At 43.2% G+C, this 24,923-nt stretch carries 26 protein-coding genes; 16 read left to right on the top strand and 10 right to left on the bottom strand.

Going from position 1 to position 24,923, the window contains the following annotated elements; genetic code table 11:
* Nucleotides 1-162: 162 nt before the first annotated feature.
* The 3 genes from KVT11_RS18200 to KVT11_RS18190 all read right to left on the bottom strand — a co-directional run bounded on the left by KVT11_RS18200 (nucleotide 163) and on the right by KVT11_RS18190 (nucleotide 3,155).
* Nucleotides 163-759 carry an NAD(P)H-dependent oxidoreductase gene (locus KVT11_RS18200; RefSeq protein WP_073414906.1) on the bottom strand — a complete coding sequence of 199 codons (597 nt, stop codon included), beginning with the start codon at nucleotides 757-759 and terminating at the stop codon, nucleotides 163-165.
* A gap of 130 nt (nucleotides 760-889) precedes the next feature.
* Nucleotides 890-1,504 carry a YcnI family copper-binding membrane protein gene (locus tag KVT11_RS18195; RefSeq protein WP_039166206.1) on the bottom strand — a complete coding sequence of 205 codons (615 nt, stop codon included), beginning with the start codon at nucleotides 1,502-1,504 and terminating at the stop codon, nucleotides 890-892.
* Between the two features lie 16 nt (nucleotides 1,505-1,520).
* On the bottom strand, nucleotides 1,521-3,155 hold the full coding sequence (locus KVT11_RS18190) for a copper resistance CopC/CopD family protein (RefSeq protein ID WP_116307428.1): 1,635 nt from the start codon (nucleotides 3,153-3,155) through the stop codon (nucleotides 1,521-1,523).
* A 506-nt stretch (nucleotides 3,156-3,661) separates the two neighbouring features.
* On the opposite strand from KVT11_RS18190, the gene KVT11_RS18185 reads away from it, so the two are divergent.
* The 4 genes from KVT11_RS18185 to KVT11_RS18170 all read left to right on the top strand — a co-directional run bounded on the left by KVT11_RS18185 (nucleotide 3,662) and on the right by KVT11_RS18170 (nucleotide 8,676).
* Nucleotides 3,662-5,104 (top strand): PTS mannitol transporter subunit IIBC, encoded by a 1,443-nt coding sequence (locus KVT11_RS18185; RefSeq protein ID WP_007498124.1) that lies wholly within the window; start codon nucleotides 3,662-3,664, stop codon nucleotides 5,102-5,104.
* Nucleotides 5,105-5,199: 95 nt separating this feature from the next.
* A complete protein-coding gene (locus tag KVT11_RS18180) occupies nucleotides 5,200-5,634 on the top strand; it encodes a PTS mannitol transporter subunit IIA (RefSeq protein ID WP_019743148.1) in 435 nt (144 codons plus the stop codon).
* A 1-nt stretch (nucleotide 5,635) separates the two neighbouring features.
* The gene (locus tag KVT11_RS18175) at nucleotides 5,636-6,757 is read left to right on the top strand and encodes a mannitol-1-phosphate 5-dehydrogenase (RefSeq protein ID WP_065459851.1); all 1,122 of its coding nucleotides are present in this window, start codon (nucleotides 5,636-5,638) and stop codon (nucleotides 6,755-6,757) included.
* A 170-nt stretch (nucleotides 6,758-6,927) separates the two neighbouring features.
* The gene (locus KVT11_RS18170) at nucleotides 6,928-8,676 is read left to right on the top strand and encodes a methyl-accepting chemotaxis protein (protein WP_116307430.1); all 1,749 of its coding nucleotides are present in this window, start codon (nucleotides 6,928-6,930) and stop codon (nucleotides 8,674-8,676) included.
* Nucleotides 8,677-8,721: 45 nt separating this feature from the next.
* Here the strand turns inward: KVT11_RS18170 and KVT11_RS18165 are convergent, their stop codons facing one another.
* From KVT11_RS18165 to KVT11_RS18155, 3 genes are read right to left on the bottom strand one after another with little or no spacing between them, the layout of a single operon-like run.
* Complete coding sequence (locus KVT11_RS18165; protein WP_116307432.1) at nucleotides 8,722-9,588, bottom strand: RnfABCDGE type electron transport complex subunit D; 867 nt, start codon at nucleotides 9,586-9,588, stop codon at nucleotides 8,722-8,724.
* The gene (locus KVT11_RS18160) at nucleotides 9,546-10,523 is read right to left on the bottom strand and encodes an FAD:protein FMN transferase (RefSeq protein WP_051626194.1); all 978 of its coding nucleotides are present in this window, start codon (nucleotides 10,521-10,523) and stop codon (nucleotides 9,546-9,548) included. Before KVT11_RS18160 ends, KVT11_RS18165 begins: the two co-directional genes overlap by 43 nt.
* 15 nt (nucleotides 10,524-10,538) lie before the next feature.
* Nucleotides 10,539-11,003 carry an FMN-binding protein gene (locus KVT11_RS18155; RefSeq protein ID WP_035703841.1) on the bottom strand — a complete coding sequence of 155 codons (465 nt, stop codon included), beginning with the start codon at nucleotides 11,001-11,003 and terminating at the stop codon, nucleotides 10,539-10,541.
* 350 nt (nucleotides 11,004-11,353) lie between these two features.
* Here KVT11_RS18155 and KVT11_RS18150 point away from each other — a divergent pair, with 350 nt between their 5' ends.
* Entirely contained in the window at nucleotides 11,354-11,746 is a 393-nt protein-coding gene (locus tag KVT11_RS18150) for a RidA family protein (RefSeq protein ID WP_007498112.1), read from the top strand.
* Nucleotides 11,747-11,989: 243 nt separating this feature from the next.
* Here the strand turns inward: KVT11_RS18150 and KVT11_RS18145 are convergent, their stop codons facing one another.
* From KVT11_RS18145 to KVT11_RS18135, 3 genes are read right to left on the bottom strand one after another with little or no spacing between them, the layout of a single operon-like run.
* Nucleotides 11,990-12,232 (bottom strand): DUF2651 family protein, encoded by a 243-nt coding sequence (locus KVT11_RS18145; RefSeq protein ID WP_046342672.1) that lies wholly within the window; start codon nucleotides 12,230-12,232, stop codon nucleotides 11,990-11,992.
* Nucleotides 12,233-12,263: 31 nt separating this feature from the next.
* Nucleotides 12,264-12,557: a DUF5316 family protein gene (locus KVT11_RS18140; RefSeq protein ID WP_017366628.1), complete on the bottom strand. Its 294-nt coding sequence runs from the start codon at nucleotides 12,555-12,557 to the stop codon at nucleotides 12,264-12,266.
* A 25-nt stretch (nucleotides 12,558-12,582) separates the two neighbouring features.
* Nucleotides 12,583-12,960 (bottom strand): VOC family protein, encoded by a 378-nt coding sequence (locus tag KVT11_RS18135; RefSeq protein WP_008347199.1) that lies wholly within the window; start codon nucleotides 12,958-12,960, stop codon nucleotides 12,583-12,585.
* A 184-nt stretch (nucleotides 12,961-13,144) separates the two neighbouring features.
* On the opposite strand from KVT11_RS18135, the gene KVT11_RS18130 reads away from it, so the two are divergent.
* The 8 genes from KVT11_RS18130 to KVT11_RS18095 all read left to right on the top strand — a co-directional run bounded on the left by KVT11_RS18130 (nucleotide 13,145) and on the right by KVT11_RS18095 (nucleotide 19,819).
* Nucleotides 13,145-13,411, top strand: coding sequence for an excalibur calcium-binding domain-containing protein (locus KVT11_RS18130; protein WP_017366629.1), 267 nt, complete (start codon nucleotides 13,145-13,147; stop codon nucleotides 13,409-13,411).
* A 103-nt stretch (nucleotides 13,412-13,514) separates the two neighbouring features.
* Entirely contained in the window at nucleotides 13,515-14,294 is a 780-nt protein-coding gene (locus KVT11_RS18125) for a Cof-type HAD-IIB family hydrolase (protein WP_370539173.1), read from the top strand.
* A gap of 173 nt (nucleotides 14,295-14,467) precedes the next feature.
* Entirely contained in the window at nucleotides 14,468-15,226 is a 759-nt protein-coding gene (locus KVT11_RS18120) for a LamB/YcsF family protein (protein WP_017366630.1), read from the top strand.
* 24 nt (nucleotides 15,227-15,250) lie between these two features.
* Complete coding sequence (locus KVT11_RS18115; RefSeq protein ID WP_007498097.1) at nucleotides 15,251-16,468, top strand: NRAMP family divalent metal transporter; 1,218 nt, start codon at nucleotides 15,251-15,253, stop codon at nucleotides 16,466-16,468.
* Nucleotides 16,469-16,472: 4 nt separating this feature from the next.
* On the top strand, nucleotides 16,473-17,264 hold the full coding sequence (locus KVT11_RS18110) for a putative hydro-lyase (protein ID WP_017366631.1): 792 nt from the start codon (nucleotides 16,473-16,475) through the stop codon (nucleotides 17,262-17,264).
* Between the two features lie 19 nt (nucleotides 17,265-17,283).
* Nucleotides 17,284-18,030 carry a 5-oxoprolinase subunit PxpB gene (gene pxpB / locus KVT11_RS18105; protein ID WP_024720220.1) on the top strand — a complete coding sequence of 249 codons (747 nt, stop codon included), beginning with the start codon at nucleotides 17,284-17,286 and terminating at the stop codon, nucleotides 18,028-18,030.
* Nucleotides 18,027-19,031 (top strand): 5-oxoprolinase subunit C family protein, encoded by a 1,005-nt coding sequence (locus KVT11_RS18100; protein WP_108611482.1) that lies wholly within the window; start codon nucleotides 18,027-18,029, stop codon nucleotides 19,029-19,031. Before pxpB ends, KVT11_RS18100 begins: the two co-directional genes overlap by 4 nt.
* 14 nt (nucleotides 19,032-19,045) lie before the next feature.
* Nucleotides 19,046-19,819 (top strand): IclR family transcriptional regulator, encoded by a 774-nt coding sequence (locus KVT11_RS18095; protein ID WP_007498093.1) that lies wholly within the window; start codon nucleotides 19,046-19,048, stop codon nucleotides 19,817-19,819.
* A 34-nt stretch (nucleotides 19,820-19,853) separates the two neighbouring features.
* Here the strand turns inward: KVT11_RS18095 and KVT11_RS18090 are convergent, their stop codons facing one another.
* Nucleotides 19,854-20,489 (bottom strand): FMN-dependent NADH-azoreductase, encoded by a 636-nt coding sequence (locus KVT11_RS18090; protein ID WP_024720223.1) that lies wholly within the window; start codon nucleotides 20,487-20,489, stop codon nucleotides 19,854-19,856.
* Between the two features lie 414 nt (nucleotides 20,490-20,903).
* On the opposite strand from KVT11_RS18090, the gene KVT11_RS18085 reads away from it, so the two are divergent.
* From KVT11_RS18085 to KVT11_RS18075, 3 genes are all read left to right on the top strand, one after another.
* Nucleotides 20,904-21,536 carry a GDSL-type esterase/lipase family protein gene (locus KVT11_RS18085; protein ID WP_217609105.1) on the top strand — a complete coding sequence of 211 codons (633 nt, stop codon included), beginning with the start codon at nucleotides 20,904-20,906 and terminating at the stop codon, nucleotides 21,534-21,536.
* Nucleotides 21,537-21,622: 86 nt separating this feature from the next.
* Nucleotides 21,623-22,705, top strand: a complete 1,083-nt coding sequence (locus tag KVT11_RS18080) for a C45 family autoproteolytic acyltransferase/hydrolase (RefSeq protein ID WP_136944939.1) — start codon at nucleotides 21,623-21,625, stop codon at nucleotides 22,703-22,705.
* Between the two features lie 121 nt (nucleotides 22,706-22,826).
* Nucleotides 22,827-24,914, top strand: a complete 2,088-nt coding sequence (locus KVT11_RS18075; protein WP_007498087.1) for a BglG family transcription antiterminator — start codon at nucleotides 22,827-22,829, stop codon at nucleotides 24,912-24,914.
* Nucleotides 24,915-24,923 lie beyond the last annotated feature (9 nt).

Below are 24,923 nucleotides of genomic sequence, written 5' to 3'. Positions count from 1 at the left end.
CTCACGAATGTCAAATTCGCTCCGCGCCAGTACTCGTCCTTCCTAGACTGCAAAGGTTTTCTATCACGCTGAAAAGGAAGACAAAGGGCTAAAATCAAGTTCATTTTAGCCCTTTATCAACAATCTGTGACTGTCCGAGAAGCTTCGGCAGTCTTTTTTATGTTAAACAGCCGGTGGGAAAAGTTGATCCACCGTTTCTTTTGTTTCTTTGAGTATCTCGTGGATGTCGTCTGTAGATGCTTGTTCCATGCTGCTGAACAAGAGCCGTTCGACTGGCTCAACGCCGATCAGATCGAAGGCGGCTGTATCTGTCGTCATGTGATGGCTGGGGGTGATGATCATATTTGAATCAAGAAAGGTCCTCGGTGCATCATGCGTATTAATAATGACCCCTTTTTTGTCTCGAAGCAGATTTTTCACCACTCCGTTTTCATTGATCTCATACGCAAACCCCTCTGAAAAAACGCGCTCCACATAACCCTTTAGCATCGCCGGCAAGCCTGTCCACCATATTGGAAAGATAAACGTGAGGACATCAGCTTGTTGAATCAGCTTCTGCTCTCTTTGAACCGGTGCCGGCACATGTCCGTTTCTCATGGCAACCTTTTCTGCTGTTGTCAGCTCTGGCGGAAAGCCAATGCTATACACATCACGAACCGTCACATGATGACCATTGTTCAAAAGAGTGCTTACAACAAGATCTAATAGGGTTTGATTTAAGCTTTGCTGGGGATGAGCAAATATGATTAGATGGTTCATCTCATAGCCTCCTAGGTGGTCATGTGTCTCATTATGGCACGCACAAGTATCCTATTCAATCCTATATTGGAAATGATAGGTTGGGAAAATAAAAAGCGACCGCTTGAAAAAACGATCGCTCATGTAAGGTTTATTTCTTTCTAAAAGCAAGTCCAAGTGCAATCAATGCCACAACTAAGGCTGCAATGGACAGACCAAGAACAAGTGGTGAAGAAGAAGCAGAGGCTGTTTCAGATGCCTTTTCTTCTTTTGGTTTTTCTTGACCATGTGAATCCGTTACGGTATTAGACGCAACAATGTTTGTGATCGAATGAGGCTTATCAGCGTCCTTGTCGCCAGTCCATTCAACTACTGTTCCATCCTTGTAATATTGATAGGCATCCCATGCCGCTTCGCCGGCTTTTTCAGGGTTTTTTGCGACAAACACGAATTGCTGGAACTGGCCAGCAAGGACACCATCGCCAGTTGCTTCCCAAGTGACTCTTGTGACTTTTCCGTTTTTCTCTTCAGTTGTTGTTTTCCAGCCAGGCACTGGCTCGTATTGCTGGAATTCTACGCCTTTAGGCATCGTGATGACAACCTTTGTTGTCGGACTGTCGCTTTCAGAAGGTACTTTTAACGTATAGGTTTCCCAAGCATTCGTTGCAGATGTATCAGGTTTGACTGTCACGTGTGCACTCACAGGAATCGCCAGTAAAAATGAAGCGAGAAGCATTGGTAATAAAGCTTTAACGTATTTTTTCATATGATATGAACTCCTTTTAGTTTCTTCTAATGAATGTCGTATCGATGTTGTCAAAAGAACCAGTTAATGCATGAATCTCAATTTTCCAAGTGCCTTTTTCATTTAGTAAGAGGTTTTCAGCCGAGAAGTGTCCATTCTTTAATCGTTTCAGCTGAAATTCGTTTGGCGTTTCATCACCGAACAAGGAGACTTTGTGGATCTTAGCTGTCACAGATTGAATGTCTGTGATCGTTTGTCCATCCTTCTTCGTAAATGCCACCTCGAACGTGTTTTTACCTGGAGCATTCGGGGTAATGCTCAAAGACACAAGGTCACGATGCTCCACCTGATTGGCTCCAAAGAATGGCTCTGGTGCAGGCGGCGGAGGGCTTGGGATATTGGTGAATACGGCTGTTAATAGTAAAATAGCGATCCCAATGATCCACTCTGCTCGTAAAGATACGTTTCGTTTCTGCTTCTTTTCCCATCTCAGCATCAAATAATGGACGAGCCCAAGGAGACCCATGATGATAAATAAACCAAGTTTGATTAAGAAGGTGCGTCCATAAGCTGATTGGAAAAGGGCATCAAATGATTGCAGAATAAAAATCGCATTCACAAACCCAGAAAACACAATCAGTCCAACTGAGAGCAGTGCCCACGGATGAAAAGCTGTCAGGGTGCTGCGTATGAGCGGCTGATCTTCATTCGGCAGTTTCTTCATCAAAAGAAGGACAATGGCTGTTAAGCCGCCGACCCAAATAGATGCAGAAATGAGATGAATGAAGTCAAGTGACGTTGTCAGTATTTTATTATCTGTAGCGGCTGGATGACCGATTTGTGCTTTCAGCCAAAGGAGCACAGTGAAAATGAGCAGCGGGAATAGCCATACTCGAAAGGAAGTGAAGATTCCTTTTTTCATCGCCACAATCGTCCAAATCATCAGAAGAACAAATGACGCCATCAGCATCATCCACAGACTCCCACCCGAAGTCGACGCAATGGTTTCTTGTAAAAGCGATGGTTGAAATGCCCCTAAAAAGGACACGTCTGCCGCTGATTTTGTTTGAATCGGCAGCTGGAACAAGAGTGCTCCGCCCATCATGATCAGTGAAACAGTCAAAAGTCGCTTCATTCGCCGGGCTAAAACGTCGGTTATGGGCGCTTTAAACCATAGAAGCCCAAATAAAATGGTTCCAAGAAATAAGCTGAATGACGTATACAGAAAGGCTTTGTCAATGGTTGAAGCCATATCGATGGATTCACTTGATTGTCCTTGATCTAATTGATCAAATCCTCCATCCGCTTTTCCGATACTAAACGGAATCATGCCAGACACAGAGTGTCCATCGGCTGATACCGCGTTCCACTGAATGGTGTAAATGCCTTTAGGTAAATCCTTTTTTAAAGCTGCTTCCATGATCTTTTGCTCTTTGATGACCGTATCTCCTTGATCCACACGATCCCCTTTTGCATTAAACACCTTAATGGCATGAAATCCGCTTTCGATTCCTTCACTAAAGGTGATCGAGACTGCAGGAGGCTGCTGATCCAGCTCTTCATTTGCTACTGGATTTGAGCTCACCACATATGCATGAGCAAATGCTTCTTTTGGAATGAAAAATGAGAACATGAAGAGAAGCAGCAGAAGCCACTTACTATATTTCAACAATGTGAATAACCGCCTTTCTACCTATGAAAATGTCTCATGTATCAGAAAGAAAGCGGCAGTAAACTGTGAGTCACAGAAAAAACCGCTCTTTCTATTGTACCGCCCACTCTAAAAGGTAAACGAAACAAATAGCAAGATGGTTCACTTTTTCTGTGTCATGTCTTGTCTGCGCAGACGTTTCTTGAATGTTTGATCAATATAAGCCTATTCGATTTAAGTAGAGGAAACAAGAAGTGACGATTTGAAAGTTGTGAAATTCCAATGAATTTTGCGCCAAAACAACAGTAGATTCAACTTTTACCCCGCTATCATCTATGGTATGCCGAGAAGTGTCACATCATTTTTCAATTTTGTCACACACTAAGTGACAAAGTGACATTTAGTTTCAATTGAAGGGAAAGTGAAAGCGTTTTACGATAGGTATAAGGGCTTCACTGACTCTTGTTCTTATATCTTTTGACCTATAAAGCCCGAAATAAAGGGAGAGAAGAAAGGGGTTTTCACAGATGCAGGAAAAAAGCGGATTCCGCGTGAAAGTACAGCGCTTTGGAAGCTATTTAAGCGGCATGATTATGCCGAATATTGGTGCATTTATTGCATGGGGACTCATTACAGCTTTGTTCATTCCAAGTGGTTATCTTCCGAATGAGCAATTAGCTACACTCGTTGGACCGATGATTAACTACTTACTGCCGCTCTTAATTGGTTACACAGGCGGTAAACTCGTCTATGACCATCGAGGCGGAGTGCTCGGTGCTACAGCTACGATTGGGGTCATTGTTGGCTCAGACATTCCAATGTTTTTAGGTGCCATGATCATGGGGCCGCTGGGCGGTTATCTTATTAAGAAAATCGACCAGCTGTTTAAAGACCGAATCAAATCTGGCTTTGAAATGCTTGTGAATAACTTTACGGCAGGTATCCTCGGTGCCATTCTTGTTGCCATTGCATTCTATGCTATCGGCCCAGTGGTACTAGGTCTGAATAAAGCCCTTGCGGCAGGTGTAGATATCATTGTCAATGCTCATTTACTACCGCTGGCAAGTATCTTCATTGAACCTGCAAAAGTATTATTCTTAAACAACGCGATTAACCAAGGTATTTTAGGTCCGTTAGGGGTCGAGCAAGCAGCGAAGACAGGGCAATCTGTTCTGTTCTTGCTTGAAACAAACCCAGGGCCAGGCTTAGGTGTTCTTCTTGCGTATATGTTCTTTGGAAGAGGAAATGCGAAACAGTCTGCACCAGGTGCCATTGTCATTCAGTTCTTAGGAGGAATCCATGAAATTTACTTCCCGTACATCTTAATGAAACCAAAACTCATTTTGGCTGTCATTGCAGGGGGAGCAAGTGGTGTCCTGACGTTCACATTATTAAATGCAGGATTAAAAGCTGTGCCGTCACCAGGAAGTATTATTGCGCTTATGCTGATGTCTCCAAAAGGCGGTCACCTTGCCGTTTTAGCAGGTGTTGTCGTAGCAGCTATCGTATCGTTCCTTGTCGCATCGGTCATTTTGAAAGCATCTAAAGAAGTTGACGAAGATTTAACAGCAGCAACAGAAAAGATGCAGGACATGAAAGGCAAGAAAAGTGCAGCAGCCGCTGCTCTTACGGCACAAAAAGAAGACGCTCAAGCAAACGAGCAAGCAGCATCTCCAAGTGATGTCAATCCAGATGACGTGAACAAAATCATCTTTGCCTGCGATGCAGGGATGGGTTCAAGTGCAATGGGTGCGTCCATTCTGAAAAACAAAGTGAAAAAGGCAGAGCTTGATATCGATGTGACAAACACTTCTATCAGCAACATCCCAGACGATGCGGATGTGGTCTTTACTCATAAAGATTTAACAGACAGAGCAAAGGCAAAGCTGCCAGGCGCTGTGCATATCTCAGTGGATAATTTCTTAAACAGCCCGAAATATGATGAGCTGATTGAGAAATTGAAAAAATAACATGACGAAACGGGTTGAGTCCAATTTTTCCTAATTGAACTCCCCGTTTTGGTTGTTTTCCTGATTTTTATTCTAAAAAAGGTGTGTGATCATGTATGAAACAAGTACTTTCTAAAGACAATATTTTTCTAAACGAACAAGCAGGTTCTAAAGAAGAAGCCATCAAAAAAGCAGGCGAAGTCCTCGTAGCAAACGGCTATGTCACAAGTGATTATGTCGACAAAATGTTTGAAAGAGAAGAGATTTCTTCTACATTTATGGGGAACGGCATTGCAATCCCTCATGGAACAGAGGATGCGAAAGCGGCAGTCCTTCATTCAGGGATTTCGATTATCCAAATTCCAGATGGTGTTGAATATGGTGAAGGAAATGTGGCGAAAGTCGTCTTTGGGATCGCTGGGAAAAACAACGAGCATCTTGATATTCTGTCTCAAATTGCGATTGTCTGTTCAGAAGAAGAAAATGTAGAACGGATCATTCATGCAAAGGATCAGGATGAACTGATCGCCATCTTTAATGAGGTGAACTAATATGAAGGCACTTCATTTTGGAGCAGGGAATATCGGCAGAGGGTTTATCGGATCTTTGTTAAAGACATCAGGCTTTGAGCTTGTCTTTACAGATGTGAATGAAGCGGTCATCAATGAGCTGAATGAAAGAGGAGAATACACGGTTGAACTGGCAGCACCAGGGCAGAAGCAAGAAGTAGTCGGGCCCGTATCAGCGATCAATTCTTCGCAAAATCCAGCAGCATTAACAGAGGCCGTTGCCACAGCCAATTTGATTACAACAGCGGTTGGACCAGCCGTATTGAAGATCATTGCCTCATCAATTGCTGAAGGATTAAAACAAAAAAAGCCTGACCATATCATCAACATCGTGGCATGTGAAAATATGATTGGGGGAAGTGCTCATTTAAAAGAAGCGGTGTTCTCTCATTTAACAGCAGATGAGCAAGCAGCGATATCACAAACCGTTGGCTTTCCAAACGCTGCGGTTGACCGCATTGTTCCGATTCAGCACCATGAGGACATTCTCAAAGTGTCAGTTGAACCATTTTTCGAGTGGGTCATTGATGAGACGGGCTTTATTGGAGATGTTCCGCAAATTGACGGAGCGACCTTTGTCCAAGATTTGACGCCGTATATTGAACGGAAGCTTTTCACCGTCAATACAGGACATGCACTAGCGGCTTATGTCGGGTATCAGCAAGGCGTAAAAACCATTAAAGAAGCTGTTGATACACCAGACATTCGTCAAGTTGTCGAAGGTGCCCTTCATGAAACGGGCAGTTATTTAATTGACGCGTATGGCTTCCGAAAAGAAGAACATGATGCGTACATTCAAAAAATCATCAAACGATTTGAAAATGCGTTTATTTCCGATGAAGTGACTCGTGTCGCACGCTCTCCTCTTAGAAAGCTGGGAGCAGATGACCGTTTAATCGGTCCAGCGAAAAAGATCAAGCAGCCAGTGTACTTAATCAAAGGGATCGCTGCTGCTTTGGCTTACGACTTTGCAGAAGACGAAGAAGCGGTTCGCTTGCAGGCATTAAGGAAAGAAAAAGGAATTGAAGGTGTGCTTCAAGAGGTATGTGGACTCAAACCTGAAGACGATCTCTATCAAGCCATCCTCAAAGAAACCGAGCGATAATCAAAAAATCCCTTTCTAACGTGAAAAGAAGACAAAGGGCTAAAATCAAGTTCATTTTAGCCCTTTGTCAACAATCTGAGATCCCTTTCTAACGTGAAAGGGATTTTTTCTATGACTTTTTTAATACTTTCCCCTGCATGACGATATATGTAGTAAGGGGGAATTAGAACATGAAAAAGAAAGCGTTTGCTTCAAGGAGTGTCTTTTTTCAATTGATGTCAGCCATTATCGTTATTACAATTTTAACAGGCGGACTTGTAGGAACAACGGGGTATTTTTTAGCGAAAAATGTCTTAATTGATGCAGGGAAAGCAGATTTAAAACACATCGTAAATGGAGCGATGGCCACTCTTGAACAATTGAACGACCGTGTGGAGAAAAAAGAACTGACGCTTGAACAGGCGCAGGAACAAGCCCGTATTTATTTGAACGGGCCGAAGAATGACGACGGCAAAGGGTATCAATTTCAAAAATCAGATTTCATCTATAAAAATAAAGGCTACCTTGTCGCATATGGAGCCGATTATTCATCACAGGTTCATCCGGTTAACGACATCGGCGTCATCCCAGATAACACGACAAATCGTCAAAAAATGGTCGCTGGCGCCACAGCAAAAGGCGAGGATGCACACTATATCACCTATATGGATAAAGACGATGCCACGGGGGAAGAAAAGCAAAAACTCGCTTATATGAACCAGTTTACACCGTGGAATTGGAGTATAGGAATCGCTGTATTTCAGGATGAATTTTATAAAGAACTAGAGCAGATGAAGCTCTATATTATTCTCATTACAGCAGGTGTCGCTCTTTTAAGTATGGGTGTCTTTTATTTGGCAGCCCGAGGAAAAGTGAGATTGCTTAAGCAAGTCACGGCTGCTTCAAAAGAAATTGCGGCAGGCAATCTTGAACGCACCAGCTTAAAAGAAACCTCGGATGAAATTGGGCAGTTGGCAAAAGGTTTTAATCATATGTCAGGAGAGCTTAGAGCACTTGTGAGCGGTTTGCAGGAAACGAGCAGCCAGCTCGTCGAATCTGCGACAGATCTATCCGCCATCTCTGAAGAAACATCCGCTAGCAGTGAAGAAATTGGCAGAGCGATTGGAGACATCTCAACAGGGACTCTTCATCAGGCATCAGACCTTGAGGTAGCCAATCAACAAATGACTCAGTTCAATCAATCCATTGAAAACGTCAAAGAAAAAAGCGACCAGATCAAACGAATTTCAGACCAGTCGAACCAATCTTCCCAGCAGGGTCAGCAAATTGTCCAGCAATTAAAACAATCAAATGAGCAATCCATTCAGGCATCTCAAGGCATTCGATCAGGGATTGAGCAGTTAAGTACAAAAGTACAAGATATTTCTCAAATCACAGATACCATTGAAAGCATTTCAAACGAAACGAACTTACTGGCCCTGAATGCGAGCATTGAAGCAGCTCGTGCAGGAGAGCATGGCAAAGGATTCTCGGTTGTGGCGAGTGAAGTGCGGAATTTAGCTGAACAGACAAAGCAATCAGCTGTTCAAATACAGCAGATGATTCAAGGCATTAAAGAAGAAACGACGGCTACAGCTGGCATGATGTCCAAAACAATGGATCGTTTTGCCGAGCTTGATGAAGCGGTTCATGCAACAGAACAAGAATTCAATTCCATCTCTACATCGATTTCACAAACCATCGTTGAAACGAATGCGATGGCAAAAGAGCTGAATACATTACTGGAACAAAACGACCTCATCACAAAAGCGATGCATGGTGCAGCGCATATTTCTCAAGAAAATGCCGCAGCGATTGAAGAAATCACTGCATCTACAGACGAACAAGTCACCGCCATCTCCAATGTGGCGAAGGCAGCAGAAAGGCTCAATGAGCTAAGCATGCGATTGAATCAAGATATTGCACGTTATCGTTTATAAGGTATGGTCAAACGGACGTCGAAAAGTCGATGTCCGTTTTTTTATTTAGACGACTTTCGTCCTTTTTGCCCGTCGCTTTTGATTTGTTTGGTACGTTCGATAGGCTTTCCAAGCATTGGCACATAAAAGCCCTGTGAGTAAGTAGGATAAGCTGTTAAATAAATAGAAGTCCACACATGAAACGACAGCACAGAGGATACCAAAGATGATTTGATCACGATTCTTTGCTGGTGAAGTAGGTGGATCAGTCAACATAAAGAATGCAAGGAACAAGACGGCATTTAAGTAGGGCGTCATAAAAGCAGATGAAGCATCCGTTAAGCCAATGAATCCCAATATGAGGTGAATGAGTCCGTATGCGGCTAGAAAGGCGAAAACTTGCGGGAACTTTTGTACGCGGCTTGTCACCAAATAACCGCCGACCACCACAAGGAATAGGGTCCACCAAGGTAGAAGAGACATACCGCCCCACCAGCTTTGATTGGAAGAAAATAAAATGACTGAGAGCCATAAACCAAACGCAGCTGGATTCAAAATCGGCTTCTTTTGATAAGTGATGACATGCTTAGATAAAATGGCTACTGCGGCTGTGAAAGTAGATACAGCAAAAGAAGTGGCTGGACTGAGAACAATGCCAATAATCAGCCCTGTGAGCAGAGCTCCATCAGGGAATGTGTGTTTATTGTTTTTCCAAACCACTCTTGAGATAAAAGAGTCAAGAATTAGTGCTGTCCCGATGCTGGTGGCAACTGTAGTGAGACCACTAAGAAATCCAGTGTGCAGACTGCCGGCGGCTAGAAGAACCAAAAGAATGGCAATGACATACCGTTTCGGCGTCCGAATGTAGGTTTTTAGTGAAGGCGATGATTTCAAAAATGTTTGGTCTGTGGTTGGTGCTGGCTGTAATTCCATGATGGAACCTCCTTCATCTCCGGTGTTAGGGTCATATCAGCATCTTGATCCACCATCACGGCAGGTATTTCATGTTCGGCTAAAAAAGAATAACCTCCTTCTCTACCTAATAAAAAAGCAGCTGTAGAGAGACTATCTGCGAGCATACCGAGTGGTGCAATGACGGTACAGCTTAACAAACTTTGTTCAGACTGTTTCGTTTGAGGGAGAATCAAATGGTGCGTATGAGGATCATTACGGCTGATCCGTTCATAGCTTCCAGATGTACAAATCGCACAATTTGTGGTTTGCATGACCATGATATTGGTCTTTTTTTGAAGGGGATGCCGAATCCCAATTGACCACTCTTCTTGTTGTTCGTTAAACCCAGATACCAACACATCCCCGCCAGCATTCATCATAAAGCCCTCCCATGCTTCAAGCTCTTTTGCGGCAAGATCGCACGCAAATCCCTTTGCAATAGAACCGAAATCCAAAATCAACGGTTTGTTCAAATAAATCGTCCGATTCATCTCGTTTAACTGGACGTCACGGTAATGAACAGCTGTATGTGGTACGTCATCTGATGAAAAAGTTTGTCCTGTCGTGTACAACCGATTGAATCCTTTTTGTTCCATGACTTTCCCGATGGTTGGATCATACTTTCCATTTGTTAATTCAGCTAACTCTAACGCATAGGCTGTTAAATCGAAAAGCATTTCACTGACAACTACCTCTTGCTTTGAACGATTGGCTAACTTCATGACTTCAGAATCAGAGCGGAAACGGCTAAAACGATGCTCGATATCGTAAAAAATGGAAAAGGCACGGTTGATGTCTTCTAAAACAGCTCGTCGATCTTCTTCATAGGCAACCACTTGAATATTGATAACAGTTCCCATAGCCAGCATGGATTTTTGATAAGTCATCAGTTTTTGTTGTCCTAACCATTTCATCATAGTGTCTCCTCTCTATGCCTTTGCCTGCTCTAAAGCCTGAGCAACGGCTGTTTCAAAATCCTGAGTACTTAATGTTGCACCGCTCACCGTATCTACATCAGCACTTTGTCTGATAACCACTTCATTAGGTAATGATGAAATGGAGCTTTGCCCGTATCTAGTGTTATCACTCGTAATCTCGACAGAAGTGATATTTCCTTGTTTGATGGTAACAGATACACTGATAGAGCCAATCTCATTTGATCCAGTACCAGAAAAAGTACCATCCTTGAGTTCAGTTTCTGAAGTGGTATCTTCTGTTTGCGTGGCGGTAGTATCTGATGTGAGAGATGTATCGTTTGAAGAAGCGTCTGCTTGTGTATTTGATTGTGCTGTTTGAAAGGCTTGCGCGTGATGGGTAGTTGCATAACCAGTGATGTATAAGCTGCTAATGGCTGCGGTGCAAAGACTAATCATTTTCTTATTTATTTTTGCCATGATGTATCCTACCTCCTATTACGATCTACTATATAGAAGAAATTTGAACAAACCATGAACAAGAAAAGAACGATTTTAGATAATGGGTATGAAGAATCAAAATATTGCACGTTATCATTTATCATTTATTTTTGACTGTGGTTCATTTATCAGGTAGGATGAAATAAATCTAAACCTTGCTCACGCAATCAAAAAGGAGTGTTTCGTCCATGAAAAAGAAAATATTGATGTTCTTACCTTGTGGCTACGGATACTCCACTGCTGTTTTCTTTTAGGATAGACAAAAATTGGTGAAGTCTGTCTACAGGAGGAAAAACACGCAGAAAAATCATAGTGAGTGAGGGATTTACATGGAAAAAATCACGAGAAAAAACCCAGAAAGTATGCCGAAACCCGTTGGCAACTATAGTCATATTACTAGGGTGCCAAAGGGTGCGGGGTTATTTGTGACATCAGGTCAAGTAGGGACAGGAGCGGATGGACAGATCCCATCAAGCTTAAACGACCAAGTCACCAATACGTTTGAAAATATAAAGAGAATCCTTGCATCAGAAGGATTGAATGAAGAACACGTCATCAAAGTCAATATTTGGGCAACAGAAGAAATTGATTGGGATCATCTATATCCACAGTGGGATGCAATCTTCAAAACGGCATATCCATCAATGACCGTTGCCTATGTGACTGCATTAGGGTGGCCAGAGCTGAAAATCGAAATAGAGCTATGGTGTGCGGATATTTAATCAAAAAAAGAACAGTGCAAACTGTTCTTTCAGCGAGTAGCCAAACCCTCGCATTCTTTGTCAGTCCTGCGTGCTGGTGCTCACGAATGTCAAATTCGCTCCGCTCCAGTACTCGTCCTTCCTAGACTGCAAAGGTTTTCTATCACGCTGAAAAGAAGACAAAGGGCTAAAATAAAGAATCATTTTAGCCCTTTGTCAACAATCTGAAAGAACAGTGCAAACTGTTCTTTTTTTGATGAGTATTTATGAAACAGCTTTGAATCGCTTTGTAATGAATGCACCGAGAAATGCACAGACTGTGTAGACGATGACCCAAATGAGAAAGGTTTTATTTCCACCAATAGAGGTGAACATCAGAATCACACTCGCTACCAGCACAATCAAGGTGGGAAACCAAATGTTCTTTAAAAACAATGTGCCGAAAATACCAATCAGCACAGAGATCATAGGTAAACCAAATACAACGAATAAGACAAAAACAGCCATGTTAATTACTCCTTTGAATCAAATCAACTATTTACATAAAAACATATAACAGTGCTGCACCCATATGCGGAAGGGCAAAGATGATGAAAAGAAAAGCCGTATCAAGACGAAACATCCGGTGTTCTTTTGTTTCAGAGTGATAGGCCGCTCGTGCCTCTTCCCCGTTGGTCCATGCACCCATAAGAAATCCAGATGCAACGAACGCAATAATAGAGATTCCACCACTGACGAATCCAATCCATTCATGGTGCTGTAATATGAGCGCCGCACTGCAAATCACCAGCATGGAGCAAACACCAACAAAAAAAGCATGTTTCTTTCTCATTACGCTTCACTCCTTCGGACAGCTATTAGGAGACCGCATCACATATTTCAATGAAATGTCCATCAGGATCAGACACATAACTGACCGTTTGTCCCCACGGCTTCTTAGCAGGTTCCTTGATGACAGGTACCCCTTTTTCCTTCAAGGACGCAATGGTTTCATTCACATCATCCACAACAAAGCCAATCTCAAACGTTTGTGATGAGCTGACTGCCTCTGGAACAGGTAGACCAAGTGCCTCTTTCACATCTTGGCGTGAATTAATTGATAGGGTGACTTCTCCTGTATCAAACTCAACATAGGATTCAACCCTCAATTTAATCGGGAAACCGAGGATATGATGGTAGAACTGAATACTTGCCTCAACATCGTTTACATATAGAATGGTATATTTCATTTTCATATGGAAAGCTCCTCTCTTCATATACGTGTCAAAACCGGAAAGGTTTCCCACTCATTTTAACATATAGGTCATAAGAATTATTAAATTCCAAAAAAACCAATATTTTCACCTCGATCGTCTTGAAAAACAAAATGTGGTGACATATGATAAAAATGTAAAATGAGAAAAAATAGGGGGAACTTACATGTTAAAAAAAATCATGGTCGCTGTCTTGTCTTTCGGTCTTTTACTTAGCTTTACACAAGTTGACACTCACACAGCGGATGCAAAGACAGTCAAGTACAAAAACTGCAAAGCACTCAACAAAGTATATAAAGGCGGCGTAGCAAAAAGCAAAAATACGAAAAACAAAGGTGGAAAAACGAAGTACAAGCCTTATGTATCAAAAGCACTTTACTTAAAAAATAAACACCTTGACCGTGATAAAGACGGCATCGCATGTGAACGTTAAGAAGAAGTAAAAAGACCTGTCACAAGGTCTTTTTTCTATGGGATCAAACTCGTCCCTTTGTGCCATCTTCATCTTTATATTAAAATAAAGATAGATTCAAAAAATGATACAAAGTGGGGTACTCAATTTGTCAACACAAGCTGATAAGAAAGACATCCGATTGATTGCCATTGATATGGATGGCACGCTGTTAAACAGTGAGCACGTCATTCCTGAGGAAAATAAACAAGCCATTAAAGAAGCAGAAGCCAAAGGGGTCCATGTGGTGATTAGCACAGGACGTACGCTGATGACATGTCGAGAGCTGGTCGAGCCGTTGAAACTCTCTTCTTATCTTGTCACAGCGAACGGAAGTGAAATTTGGGATTCAAACTTCCAGTTGATCGAACGGGAACTGCTGCATCCCGATCACGTTCAGATGATGTGGGATCTAAAAAACAGATACGAAACCGATTACTGGGCATCTACTGTGGATAAGGTGTGGAGGGGAGAATTCCCAGAACGCATTCATGACCACGAATGGTTGAAATTTGGTTTTGATATTCATGACGATGCTGTTCGTGAGGAAGTCCTCCATACATTGAAAACAAATGGACAGCTAGAAATCACGAATTCCAGTCCAACCAATATTGAAGTCAATGCAGCAGGCATTAACAAAGCGGCAGCTCTTGCAAAAGTAGCAGAACGCATTGGCTGCACAATGGACAACGTCATGTCACTTGGCGACAGTCTGAATGATATGGCGATGATTCAAGAAGCCGGATTAGGCATTGCAATGGGCAATGCACAAGAAGTTGTGAAAGAAGCCGCTGATTGGATTACGGCTCCTAATACAGAGCACGGGGTAGCAAAAGCCATCCAGCATTGGGTGCTGTCTAAATAAACGAGTAGAAAAAGTGAGAGGATATGACCTCTCACTTTTTTTGTTTTCTCCTAGTTCTATTGTTATATTTTCTGACAATTTCATGTGCAGTCTATCCAAAGTTGGTATAATCAATATAAATTCGAATATTCGGACTTTATATTCCGTAATTCGGAACGACAAGGAGGGGTCCTATGTATCAAGTGGATATTAACTGTGATTTGGGAGAAAGTTTTGGTCAATACACCATCGGTTCAGATGAACAAATTCTTGAATATGTTACCTCAGCCAATATTGCATGCGGTTTTCATGCGGGAGATCCAACTGTGATGAGAAAGACGGTTAAAATGGCACTGGATAAAGGGGTTCAAATTGGTGCACATCCAGGTCTGCAAGATTTAGTCGGTTTTGGCAGACGTCCAATCGCGATCTCAGCAGAGGAAGCCTATGATCTTGTGATCTATCAAATTGGTGCACTATCAGCCTTTCTGAAAGCAGAAGGCGGTACGATGCAGCACGTCAAACCACATGGCGCCCTTTACAACATGGCGGCTAAAAATACTGAATTATCTGAATCGATTGCGAAGGCTGTGTATGATATTGATCCTAACCTTGTGTTATTTGCGCTGTCAGGCAGTGAACTTGCGTTAGCAGGGGAAAGAATCGGTCTTCAAGTGGCACATGAAGTTTTTTCTGATCGGACGTATCAACCAGACGGGACACTGACATCACGCCGTGAACCTCATGCACTTATTGAAGAGGATGAAAGGGCAGTTCAGCAGGTCATCCGTATGGTAAGAGAGGGGAAAGTGCGGACAGTGCAAGGGGAAGATGTTCAGCTCAAAGCAGATACGGTGTGCATCCACGGGGATGGCAGTCACGCGCTTCAATTTGCAAAAACCATTACAGCGAAGCTAAAAGAAGCCACTATTCAACTCAAGGCCTTTCGATAAATCGTCATCAAAGGGGGAAACAGCATGAAAAGAGAGAAAGCCAAACAGATGAAAGCTCCAAAAGGGAACCGTTCTATGCTGATGGGCGCAGCCTTTTTAATGGCAACGTCCGCCATTGGACCGGGATTTTTAACACAAACAACGGTGTTCACACAGCAGCTCGCAGCTAGCTTTGGGTTTGTCATTTTGATTTCCATTTTGCTAGACATTTTTGCGCAAACAAATGTATGGCGTATCATTGCCGTCTCGGAAAAAAGAGGACAGGACATTGCCAATATGGTTCTGCCGGGTCTTGGATATGTGTTAGCCTGTTTGATTGTCATTGGGGGTCTTGCCTTTAATATTGGAAATATCGCCGGTGCGGGTCTCGGTTTTCAGGTCATATTCGGCGTCGATCCCCGCATAGGGGCTGGGGTCAGTGCAGTCATTGCCATTCTCATTTTTGTCATCAAAGAGGCAGGAAAAGCGATGGACCGATTCACACAAATCGCTGGTTTTGTCATGATTGGTCTGATGCTGTATGTGGCTATTTCCACAGCACCGCCAGTTGGAGAAGCTGTCATGAGAACTTTCGTGCCAGAGAAAATTGACATGTTATCAATTGTCACACTTGTCGGCGGAACGGTTGGCGGCTATATCGTTTTTGCTGGTGGTCATCGTCTGCTGGATGCTGGCATTAAGGGGAAGGAAGCATTGCCGCAAGTGACGAAAAGTTCCATTTTCGGTATTTTAATCACATCCGTGATGCGTGTGGCTTTATTTTTAGCCGTTCTAGGAGTTGTCTCAAAAGGCTTGCAGATTGATCCGTCGAACCCGCCTGCGTCTGTTTTTCAATTAGCATCTGGAAATGTTGGATATAAAATGTTCGGGATTATTATGTGGGCTGCTGCCATTACCTCAGTCATTGGAGCGGCATACACCTCCGTTTCCTTCTTTAAAACCTTCTCACCAAAAATCGAGAAAAATCAACGAGGCATTATCGTTGGTTTCATTGCGCTCTCGACCATTTGTTTTATCACGATTGGAAGACCTGTGAACATATTGATTTTGGTTGGGGCCATCAATGCATTGATCTTGCCGCTTGCACTCGGAACATTGCTGATTGCTGCCTATAAAAAAGAAATTGTCGGTGATTATCGCCATCCATTCTTTTTGACAGCAACAGGTGCGTTTGTTGTTGTCATCATGGCAATCATGGGCGGATATACCATCATGAATGAAATTCCAAAACTATGGAGCTGATCACATGAAAGCATATCAAACCTATAAGCCGTCACAAATCAGGGAATTGATTCGTAAGCAGAAGATCACAGGCCCAACGGCTGGCTTTGCTGAGGGATTTGCGCAAGCCAACTTAATGATCGTCAAAAAAGAGCTAGCCTTCGATTTTCTTTTATTTTGTCAACGGAATCCGGCTTCGTGCCCTTTGCTTGATGTGCTCGACCCAGGTGATCCAGTGCCAAGGCGTTCAGCACCTGATGCGGATATTCGAACGGATTTCCCTAAATATCGTGTTTACAAAAAAGGGGTTCTTCAAGAAGAGGTAACAGATATTTCTTCCTATTGGGAGGATGATATGGTGGGCTTTCTCATCGGATGCAGCTTTACGTTTGAGCATGCACTGATGCTGAATGACATTCCTGTCCGCCATATTGAAGACGGTCATAATGTCCCAATGTATCAAACGAACATTTCATGTGAAAGGGCAGGTGTATTCCATGGTCCGATGGTTGTCAGCATGAGGCCGATCCCAGCGCATCAAGTCACAAGAAGTGTTCAGGTGACGTCTAGATTCCCATCGGTACATGGCGGTCCTATCCATATAGGTGATCCAGCTGTAATTGGCATTGAACATGTAGATCAGCCAGACTTTGGAGAACCATCTGTGATCAAAGAAGGGGAAGTCCCGGTGTTTTGGGCATGTGGTGTGACGCCGCAAGCCATCGTCATGCACACTAAGCCAGACATTGCGATCACCCATGCACCCGGTCATATGTTTATCACAGATGTAAGAGATCAAAAGCTCGGTGTCCTGTAGAAAGAGAGGTGTCATAAAAGTGGCATTTTCAACGATAAAAGATACGATCACGTTCCACCCGCTAGGAGACGCAGCCATTGTCATACAAGCCGGGACTGACATAAGTGAAGACATTCATGAGCGTGTGAAGCAGCTGTTTTCATGTATTGAACAGCATCCATTTGAAGGATATGTGGAAGCTGTTCAAGCTTTTACAAACGTGACCGTCTTTTATGAGCCCTATAAGGTGTATCAATCTGCTCAGCTTAAGCAACGTGCGATCTCTCCGTATGAATGGGTCAAAGACTATATTGAAAACCTCCTTGAAGACAACTGGCAGGAGGGGAATCAGGCAAAGCGCCGGATCGTCGACATTCCTGTATGTTATGGAGGAGAGCTCGGTCCTGACTTAGAAGAAGTCGCCCGTATCAATGATTTGACGCCTGAAGAAGTTGTACGCATTCACACATCCGGGACGTATCTTGTCTATATGATTGGGTTTGCTCCTGGGTTCCCGTTTTTAGGCGGACTTTCTGAAAAAATTGCAGCTCCGCGCAGACAAACACCAAGAATGTCGATTCCAAAAGGATCTGTGGGTATTGCGGGGAAGCAGACAGGGGTTTATCCGATATCTACACCCGGAGGCTGGCAGCTCATTGGACAAACCCCTTTGTCCTTATTTCGGCCGAATGCTGAGAGACCTAGTCTTCTAAAGGCAGGGGACGAGGTTCGATTTGTTCAACTGTCTGAAAAGGAATTTTTCAGCATGAAGGAGGAAGATCGTTGAGTATGCATGTCATCAAGCCAGGAATGTTCACCACCATTCAAGATAAAGGGAGGATAGGCTATCAGAAGTACGGTGTGTTAACGAGCGGCAGCATGGACCCGCTCTCGCTCCGAATCGCCAACATCCTCACCGGGAATCAAGAAAACGAAGCGGTGCTGGAAATCACATTAATGGGGCCCGGTCCAGTGTTGACATGTCAGAAGGATCAGCTGATCGCCGTGACCGGTGCTGATGTGGAGATTGAGATTGACGGGGAACAAGCGCCTCTATGGAAACCGCTCTTCATTCGAGCAGGAAGCACGATCACCTTTGGCCCTTGTAAGAGGGGATGCCGCTCCTACCTCGCTGTAGCCGGTGGATTTGATGTTGAGCCGGTGATGAAAAGTAAAAGTACGTATGTCAGAGCGAAGATAGGCGGGATAGAAGGGCGTCCGCTAGAAAAAGGAGACGTCCTGCCAATTGGAGAACCGTCATCACTGGCGGTGAGCCTAGTTCACATGTTAAAAAGCAAAGGGGAACGTGCGCCAGAATGGACAGTCAATCATGCGCATTTTTTGCCTCTCGGGAAATCACCAGTCATTCGAGTGCTGGCAGGCAGACATCTATCTCATTTTCAGGAAGAATCGCAGCAGGCTTTTTTCGAACGGTCTTATCAGGTCACTCCCCAATCTGATCGTATGGGATGCAGATTGAAAGGGGAATCGATACGTTTAAAGCAAAAGCTTGAATTGATTTCAGAAGCGGTTGCTTTTGGCTCTATTCAAATTCCTCCTGACGGCCAGCCGATTATTTTGCTCGCTGATCGCCAGACGACAGGTGGATATCCCCGAATTGGTGAGGTGGCAACAGTCGATTTGCCGCTCATTGCGCAGGCGATGCCTGGTGCGAATCTCACGTTTCAACAAATTGACCGCAAAGAAGCAGAGCAAGCCTTATTCACACAAGAAGCAGAGATGAAGGACCTGACGGCAAGATTAAAACTCGAAGCATTTTCGTTTTAGAAAAGGTGAGAAACATGCAGAACACAAATAAAACCGTTGTGAAATCAATGGAGATATTACGGCTTTTTATCACACACGAACAATTAACGTTAAATGACATGATTGAGCTCTCGAGCATGCCCAAAACATCTGTACACCGAATGGCCAACTCGTTAGCCGATATGGGGTTATTAGAAAAGCATCCTTCAGGTGTTTACCGATTAGGATTGATGTTCCTTGAATATGGTCAGCTTGTCGCCGATCGCCTCGATATCCGTAGAATTGCAAGGCCCTTTATGGAAAACTTGCGTGATGAGGTAGGTGAAGCTGTTCAGCTCATTATTCGTGAAGGAGATGAAGCGATTTATGTGGAGAAAATGGAAGGAACGCAGCCTGTCCGGCTCTATACCGCTGTCGGAAGAAGATCCCCATTATATGCGGGAGCTTGTGCGAGAAGTATTCTTTCCTTTTTGCCAGAGGAAGAGAGACTTGCCTATATTGATTCGGTAGAGCTCGGGAAAATCGGGATCGGAACCATTACCGATAAAGATGTCCTGCGAAACATGATCGAAGAATCAAACAGACGCGGATATACGTTAAGCTATTCAGAGCTTGAAAACTATACTGCGGCTATTGGAGCGCCCATTTTCAATCATCACGGAGAAGTGGCAGCAGGCATTAGTATTGCAGGGTTTGAGGCAGGCTATCAAAAGGAACGGCTTCCTTATTTAATTGAGCAGGTCAAAAAAGCGGCCAGCGGCATTTCAAAAGAATTAGGTTTTGCATCTGAACAAATAAAAAGCCAATGACCGTTAAGATCATTGGCTTTTTGCGTGTTCATGATTAGAAAGTTTTACCTAAAGCTTTTGCACGTTCGATCGCATCTGCTTTAATTTGTTCTGCTTTTGCAGGCTCAGCATTGTGACCTTCAACAATAAGACCTTCGAAAGAAGGAATACCGAAGAAGTTTGCAATTGTTCCAAGGTAACGGTGACCTGCTTCTAGTTCAGCAGCAGGACCTTCAGTGTAGTATCCGCCACGTGCTTGGATGTGTAGCGCTTTTTTGTCTGTTAGTAATCCAACAGGACCTTGCTCAGTGTATTTGAATGTTTTACCAGCTACAGCAACAGAGTCGATGTATGCTTTAAGAACTGGTGGGAATGAGAAGTTCCAAAGTGGTGAAACAAATACGTATTTGTCAGCAGAAACGAATTGATCGCTTAATTCGTTTAGGCGAGCAACTTTCGCTTGCTCTTCAGCTGAAAGTGTATCGAAGCCAGCACCAGATTGAAGCTTGCCCCATCCAGCGAATACATCTGCATCAATGTGAGGAATGTTTTCTTTGTACAAATCGATATGTACAACCTCGTCACTTGGATTTGCTTCCTTATAAGATTCGATAAATGCTTTAGCAGTAGCCATACTGTAAGAAACTGTTTCATCATGCGGATGTGCAGTGATGTATAAAACTTTTGCCATGTTCATTCAATCCTTCCTGTTTCAATGATTTTTTTAGCGTATCCCAAAGATACACTGAATATGTGGCATCTTTAATCATATTGGAATGCTATGAAAAAGATGTAACAAGCACAGTTACATAAAAACTGATATTTTCATTGTAATCACTATATAGTTTGAAGTCAAGGTATAAAGTCTTGAAATCAAGATAAAAAGTTTGTAAATTTTTCTGAAACGCTTCAAAGCTGCGATTTAAGCAAAAAAACCCTACTCCCATTGAACAAAAAATGGATCGATATCGCAAGTAAAGTGTTTGTAAATGCGCTCATCCTGCGTCTTTGAAAAAAAGGTGGATGCCTTTAAGCCATCTGCTACAAGCATTTGTTCTTCTTTTTCGTATATATAAGAGAAGGCAGGAGAGAGTGAGGGATAAGAGTGGGACGATCCTATGTTGCGATTGGAGATTCCTTAACGGTTGGGGTGGGGGCACGTTTATTTGGCGGCGGTTTTACAGAGCGATATGCGGCGAAGCTTGAAAAGAAGCTGCATATACCGGTGAAACTGTCCGTATTTGCGAAATCAGGGTTAACAACGGAAGAGATCTTGCAGCTTTTTCAGCGGTCTGATGTAATACGGGCGATTGCTCATGCTGACATCATCACCATCACAGGCTGCGGGAATGATCTTGTTCAAGCTGTTCTGCAGTATGAAAAAGGTGAAGATGAAAAGACACTGCTGCAAGCGTCTATGCATTGTCAGGCGAATTTTAGCAAAATGGTTCAAGAAATCGCTCTGATAAAAAGAGGACAGCATCAACCATACTGCGTATATTTATTGAATTTATATAATCCTTTTCCTGAGATTCCGATCGCCGAGAGATGGCTGAAGCAATACAACCATCACCTTGGCCAGCTTGCTGCGAATCCACATGTAGAAGTGGTGGATATTTACGGTGTATTTGAAGGACATCAAAGCGCATACTTATCGATTGATCAATTTCATCCGAACCACAAAGGATATGAAGCAATGGCAGAAGCGCTGTTTCAACAATCCGCTAAGCAACTGTGATCCCGCGGGATTGCAGTTTTTTGCATTCTTTTAAATGAAGGGCTGTTTCGATATGATAAAAGAAACAAGACAAAAGAGGTGTATGCATGCAGGAGATGAGCGCGTATTTTCATGAATTGAAAGGAACAGCTTATGAGGTAGGAAAGCAGCAGGCTGTCTGGCTGAAGGAGCACCCTTTGCTTAAAAAACAATATATTCAATCAGAACCGTTATCAAAAGAGGCTGTGAAGGAAACGAAGCAGCTGATTCGACCGTTTCTTCCTCAGTTAGAGGAAGAGCTCTCGGGATTTTGTGATGAAATGCAAATAGATGAAAGCGATTTGACCTTTTTCTATTCTTCGCATCTTCAGCCAGGCTGTTCCCATTGTGTGATGCAGGGGAATGAGGCTGCCAATCAACAAACGGTGATGCTGCGCAACTATGATTTTTCTCCGCTGTTTGATGATATGCGTCTTGTATCTACACATGTGAAGGGCTCAGCAGTCCATACAGGCTCATCATTAATCTTATTTGGTCGATCGGATGGGATGAATGAACATGGTCTATCGGTGACATTTTCTGCATGCGGTCCGCCTATTGGCAACGAACCAGGCTTAAAGCCGCCGGCTGTTGCTGGCTTGCAAGTATATCATGTTATTCGTGCTGTGCTAGAGTCCTGTAAAACGGTGGAGGATGCCGTCCGTTTGGTACAGGAAATGCCCGTCGCGTCTAATGTTCATCTAATGCTTGCTGACCGGCAGGGAGAGGCGGCTGTGATTGAAATGATTGATGGGCAAAAAAAGGTGAGAAGGCCGGAGCGTGGATTTATTGCGGCTACGAACCATCCGCTCGCTGATCACACGGCAAAAGGGTTGACGAAACATCATTCTGTTGTCAGGTACGACATGTTAATTCAAGCTTTAGAAGAACAGCCGTCAAGCGAGTCTCTTACGGAACTATTTCAGGCAGAATACCCTGCTGGTCTGACTGTGCACAATTATGAAGAGCTGTTTGGGACGATGCGAACCGTCATGTTTCGGCCGGAGGAAGGGACGATGGAGTATTGCTTTGGCTCTCCCGTCTATCATCCTACCTATTCATTAAAGGTCGGGGGCACACTGCCATTTCATGAACTAACGATTCAATTTCATCAAAAGGATTATGGACCTTCCTTTTGGAGAAACGTGTGAGTCTTTCATTTTGTCACAACCTGTGTGCCAAATTTAGATCAACTTCAGGTTGCATCGATCAGTGAAAGCGTTTTATATTAAAGTGTGACAATAGACCTATTTAAGCAGAAGGAGGCATTTCATGTACATAACGGCACGAGAACAGAAAGTGATCAAATATATGATTCAGCAAAATCGTTATGTCACCATTCGTGAGATCGCCGATTCTGTTCAAGTAAGTACAAGAACCATTCATAGAGAACTTAAATCCATTAAACCTATTTTAAAGAATTACAACCTATCACTTGATAAACAGCCGGGGAAGGGCTTGAAGGCGGTCGGTGAACAGGAAGACAAACAGCGGCTTCTGTCTCATATTTCAAATGAAGATCAAATTGAATATAGTTCTGATGAACGGAAGCTCTTAATCCTGTGTGCCCTGCTTGAAGCAAAAGAACCGGTGAAATTATATACACTTGCAGCCGACTTGCAGGTTACAAATGCGACCATCAGCTACGACTTAGATGAACTGACGGACTGGATCGCTCCCTACGGTTTACTGCTTATCCGCAAGCGTGGGTACGGCATTGAATTAAAAGGGCCTGAGGAAGCCAAACGAAAAATTGTCGGGAACCTGATCGTTGACCGTCTCGACATTCAATTATTTCTCGAAACGATTGAGATGAATATTAAACATCGAACGAAAGCGACTGAAAAGGTGTTTGGGGTAGTCAGTCGAGGACAGCTGCTCAAGGTAGAAAGGCTGCTCTTTCATTTGAAAAACAGACTCTCTCTCTCGTTGTCAGATAGTGCCTATATTGCACTTGTCGTTCACTTAACCTATGCCATTGAACGCATTCAAATCGGTGAAACCATTCGGATGGAAGAGGAAGAATTGCTTGAATTAAAGCGGACGAAGGAATTTGAATCTTCACTCAGAATCGCACGAGCATTAGAACGCATGTTTAATGTAGAGATTCCTGAAGCGGAGGTCGGCTACATGACCATCCATTTGCGTAGTGCAAATCGAAGCTTTACGGCAGAATACCGCATTGATGAGATTGAGTTAGATATTGCGCTGAGAACGAAGAAACTCATTGACTTTATTTCTCATAAAACAGGCTACCATTTAAATGAAAACGATTCATTGTATGAGGGACTCGTGTCTCATCTTGAACCAGCTATGAACCGTTTAAAAGAAAAGATGCGGATTTACAATCCGCTCACACAACAAATAAAAAAAGACTACTTCTTGCTGTTCATGGCGATTGAAGAAGGTGTGGAGCGCTTCTTTCCTGAGATCGAATTTCCAGAGGATGAAATTGCCTTTATCGTGCTTCATTTTGGTTCGGTGCTTGAAATTAAAAAAGAAGAAACAAAGATTCATGCATTGGTCGTTTGCTCAAGCGGCATCGGTTCGTCCAAAATGCTCGCATCACGATTAAAAAAAGAATTGCCTGAGATCGCCAAATTCGATCTATCTTCCTTAATGGAGCTAAAGGAAATCGACGCTGCGAGCTATGACATGATCGTATCAACCGTGCCGATCCCCTATGAGCATATTGATTACATTATGGTCAGCCCGCTCTTAAACGAGGATGACGCAGTGCGGGTCAAGTCTCATATTAAACGAAAAATTCCTTATCTGATTGAGAAAAAAAGAGCGCAGGAATCTGCAAAAGAATCGGTGGAGGAAACGGTTGATATGATAGGAATGGCAGAGCAAATCACGAATTATATGTCAGTGATTCGCAGCATCTTGTCCCATTTTACAATCGAAAAAAAGAGGACGACGGAGCAGCATGAGTCAACAATGAGAGCGCTGATGCGTCAGGTTGAAAGTCAAGGCTATTTAGAACGTGCAGACGAAGTGACAGCCGGTTTACTTGAGCGTGAGCAGCAAGGTGGTTTAGGCATTCCAGGAACCGAGTTTGCTCTTTTTCACTTAAAGCATGATCTCATTAAGAAACCGGTCTTTCATATCTATGATCTTGATGAGGCATATGAGATCAAAAGCATGGATGGCGGGCAGCAGCTTATGTCCAGAATGCTCCTCATGCTGGCGCCGCTAGAGCTTGGCAAAGAAGGGTCTGAAATGTTTAGCCTGATCAGTTCATCCATCATTGAAAGCGAAGAAAGCATGGCGCTTTATGGACAAGGAACAAAGGAAGAGATTGAACAGAAATTACATCAACTTTTTTATCAATTTGTCAAAGAGGCAAAATGGTAAGAAAAAAGC

Source organism: Bacillus sp. GbtcB10 (genome assembly GCF_019091365.1).
Classification (GTDB): Bacteria; Bacillota; Bacilli; order Bacillales; family Bacillaceae; genus Bacillus; species Bacillus altitudinis.
The sequence above is the reverse complement of the archived record's forward strand: the minus strand, read 5'-3'. Positions and strand labels throughout refer to the sequence as shown.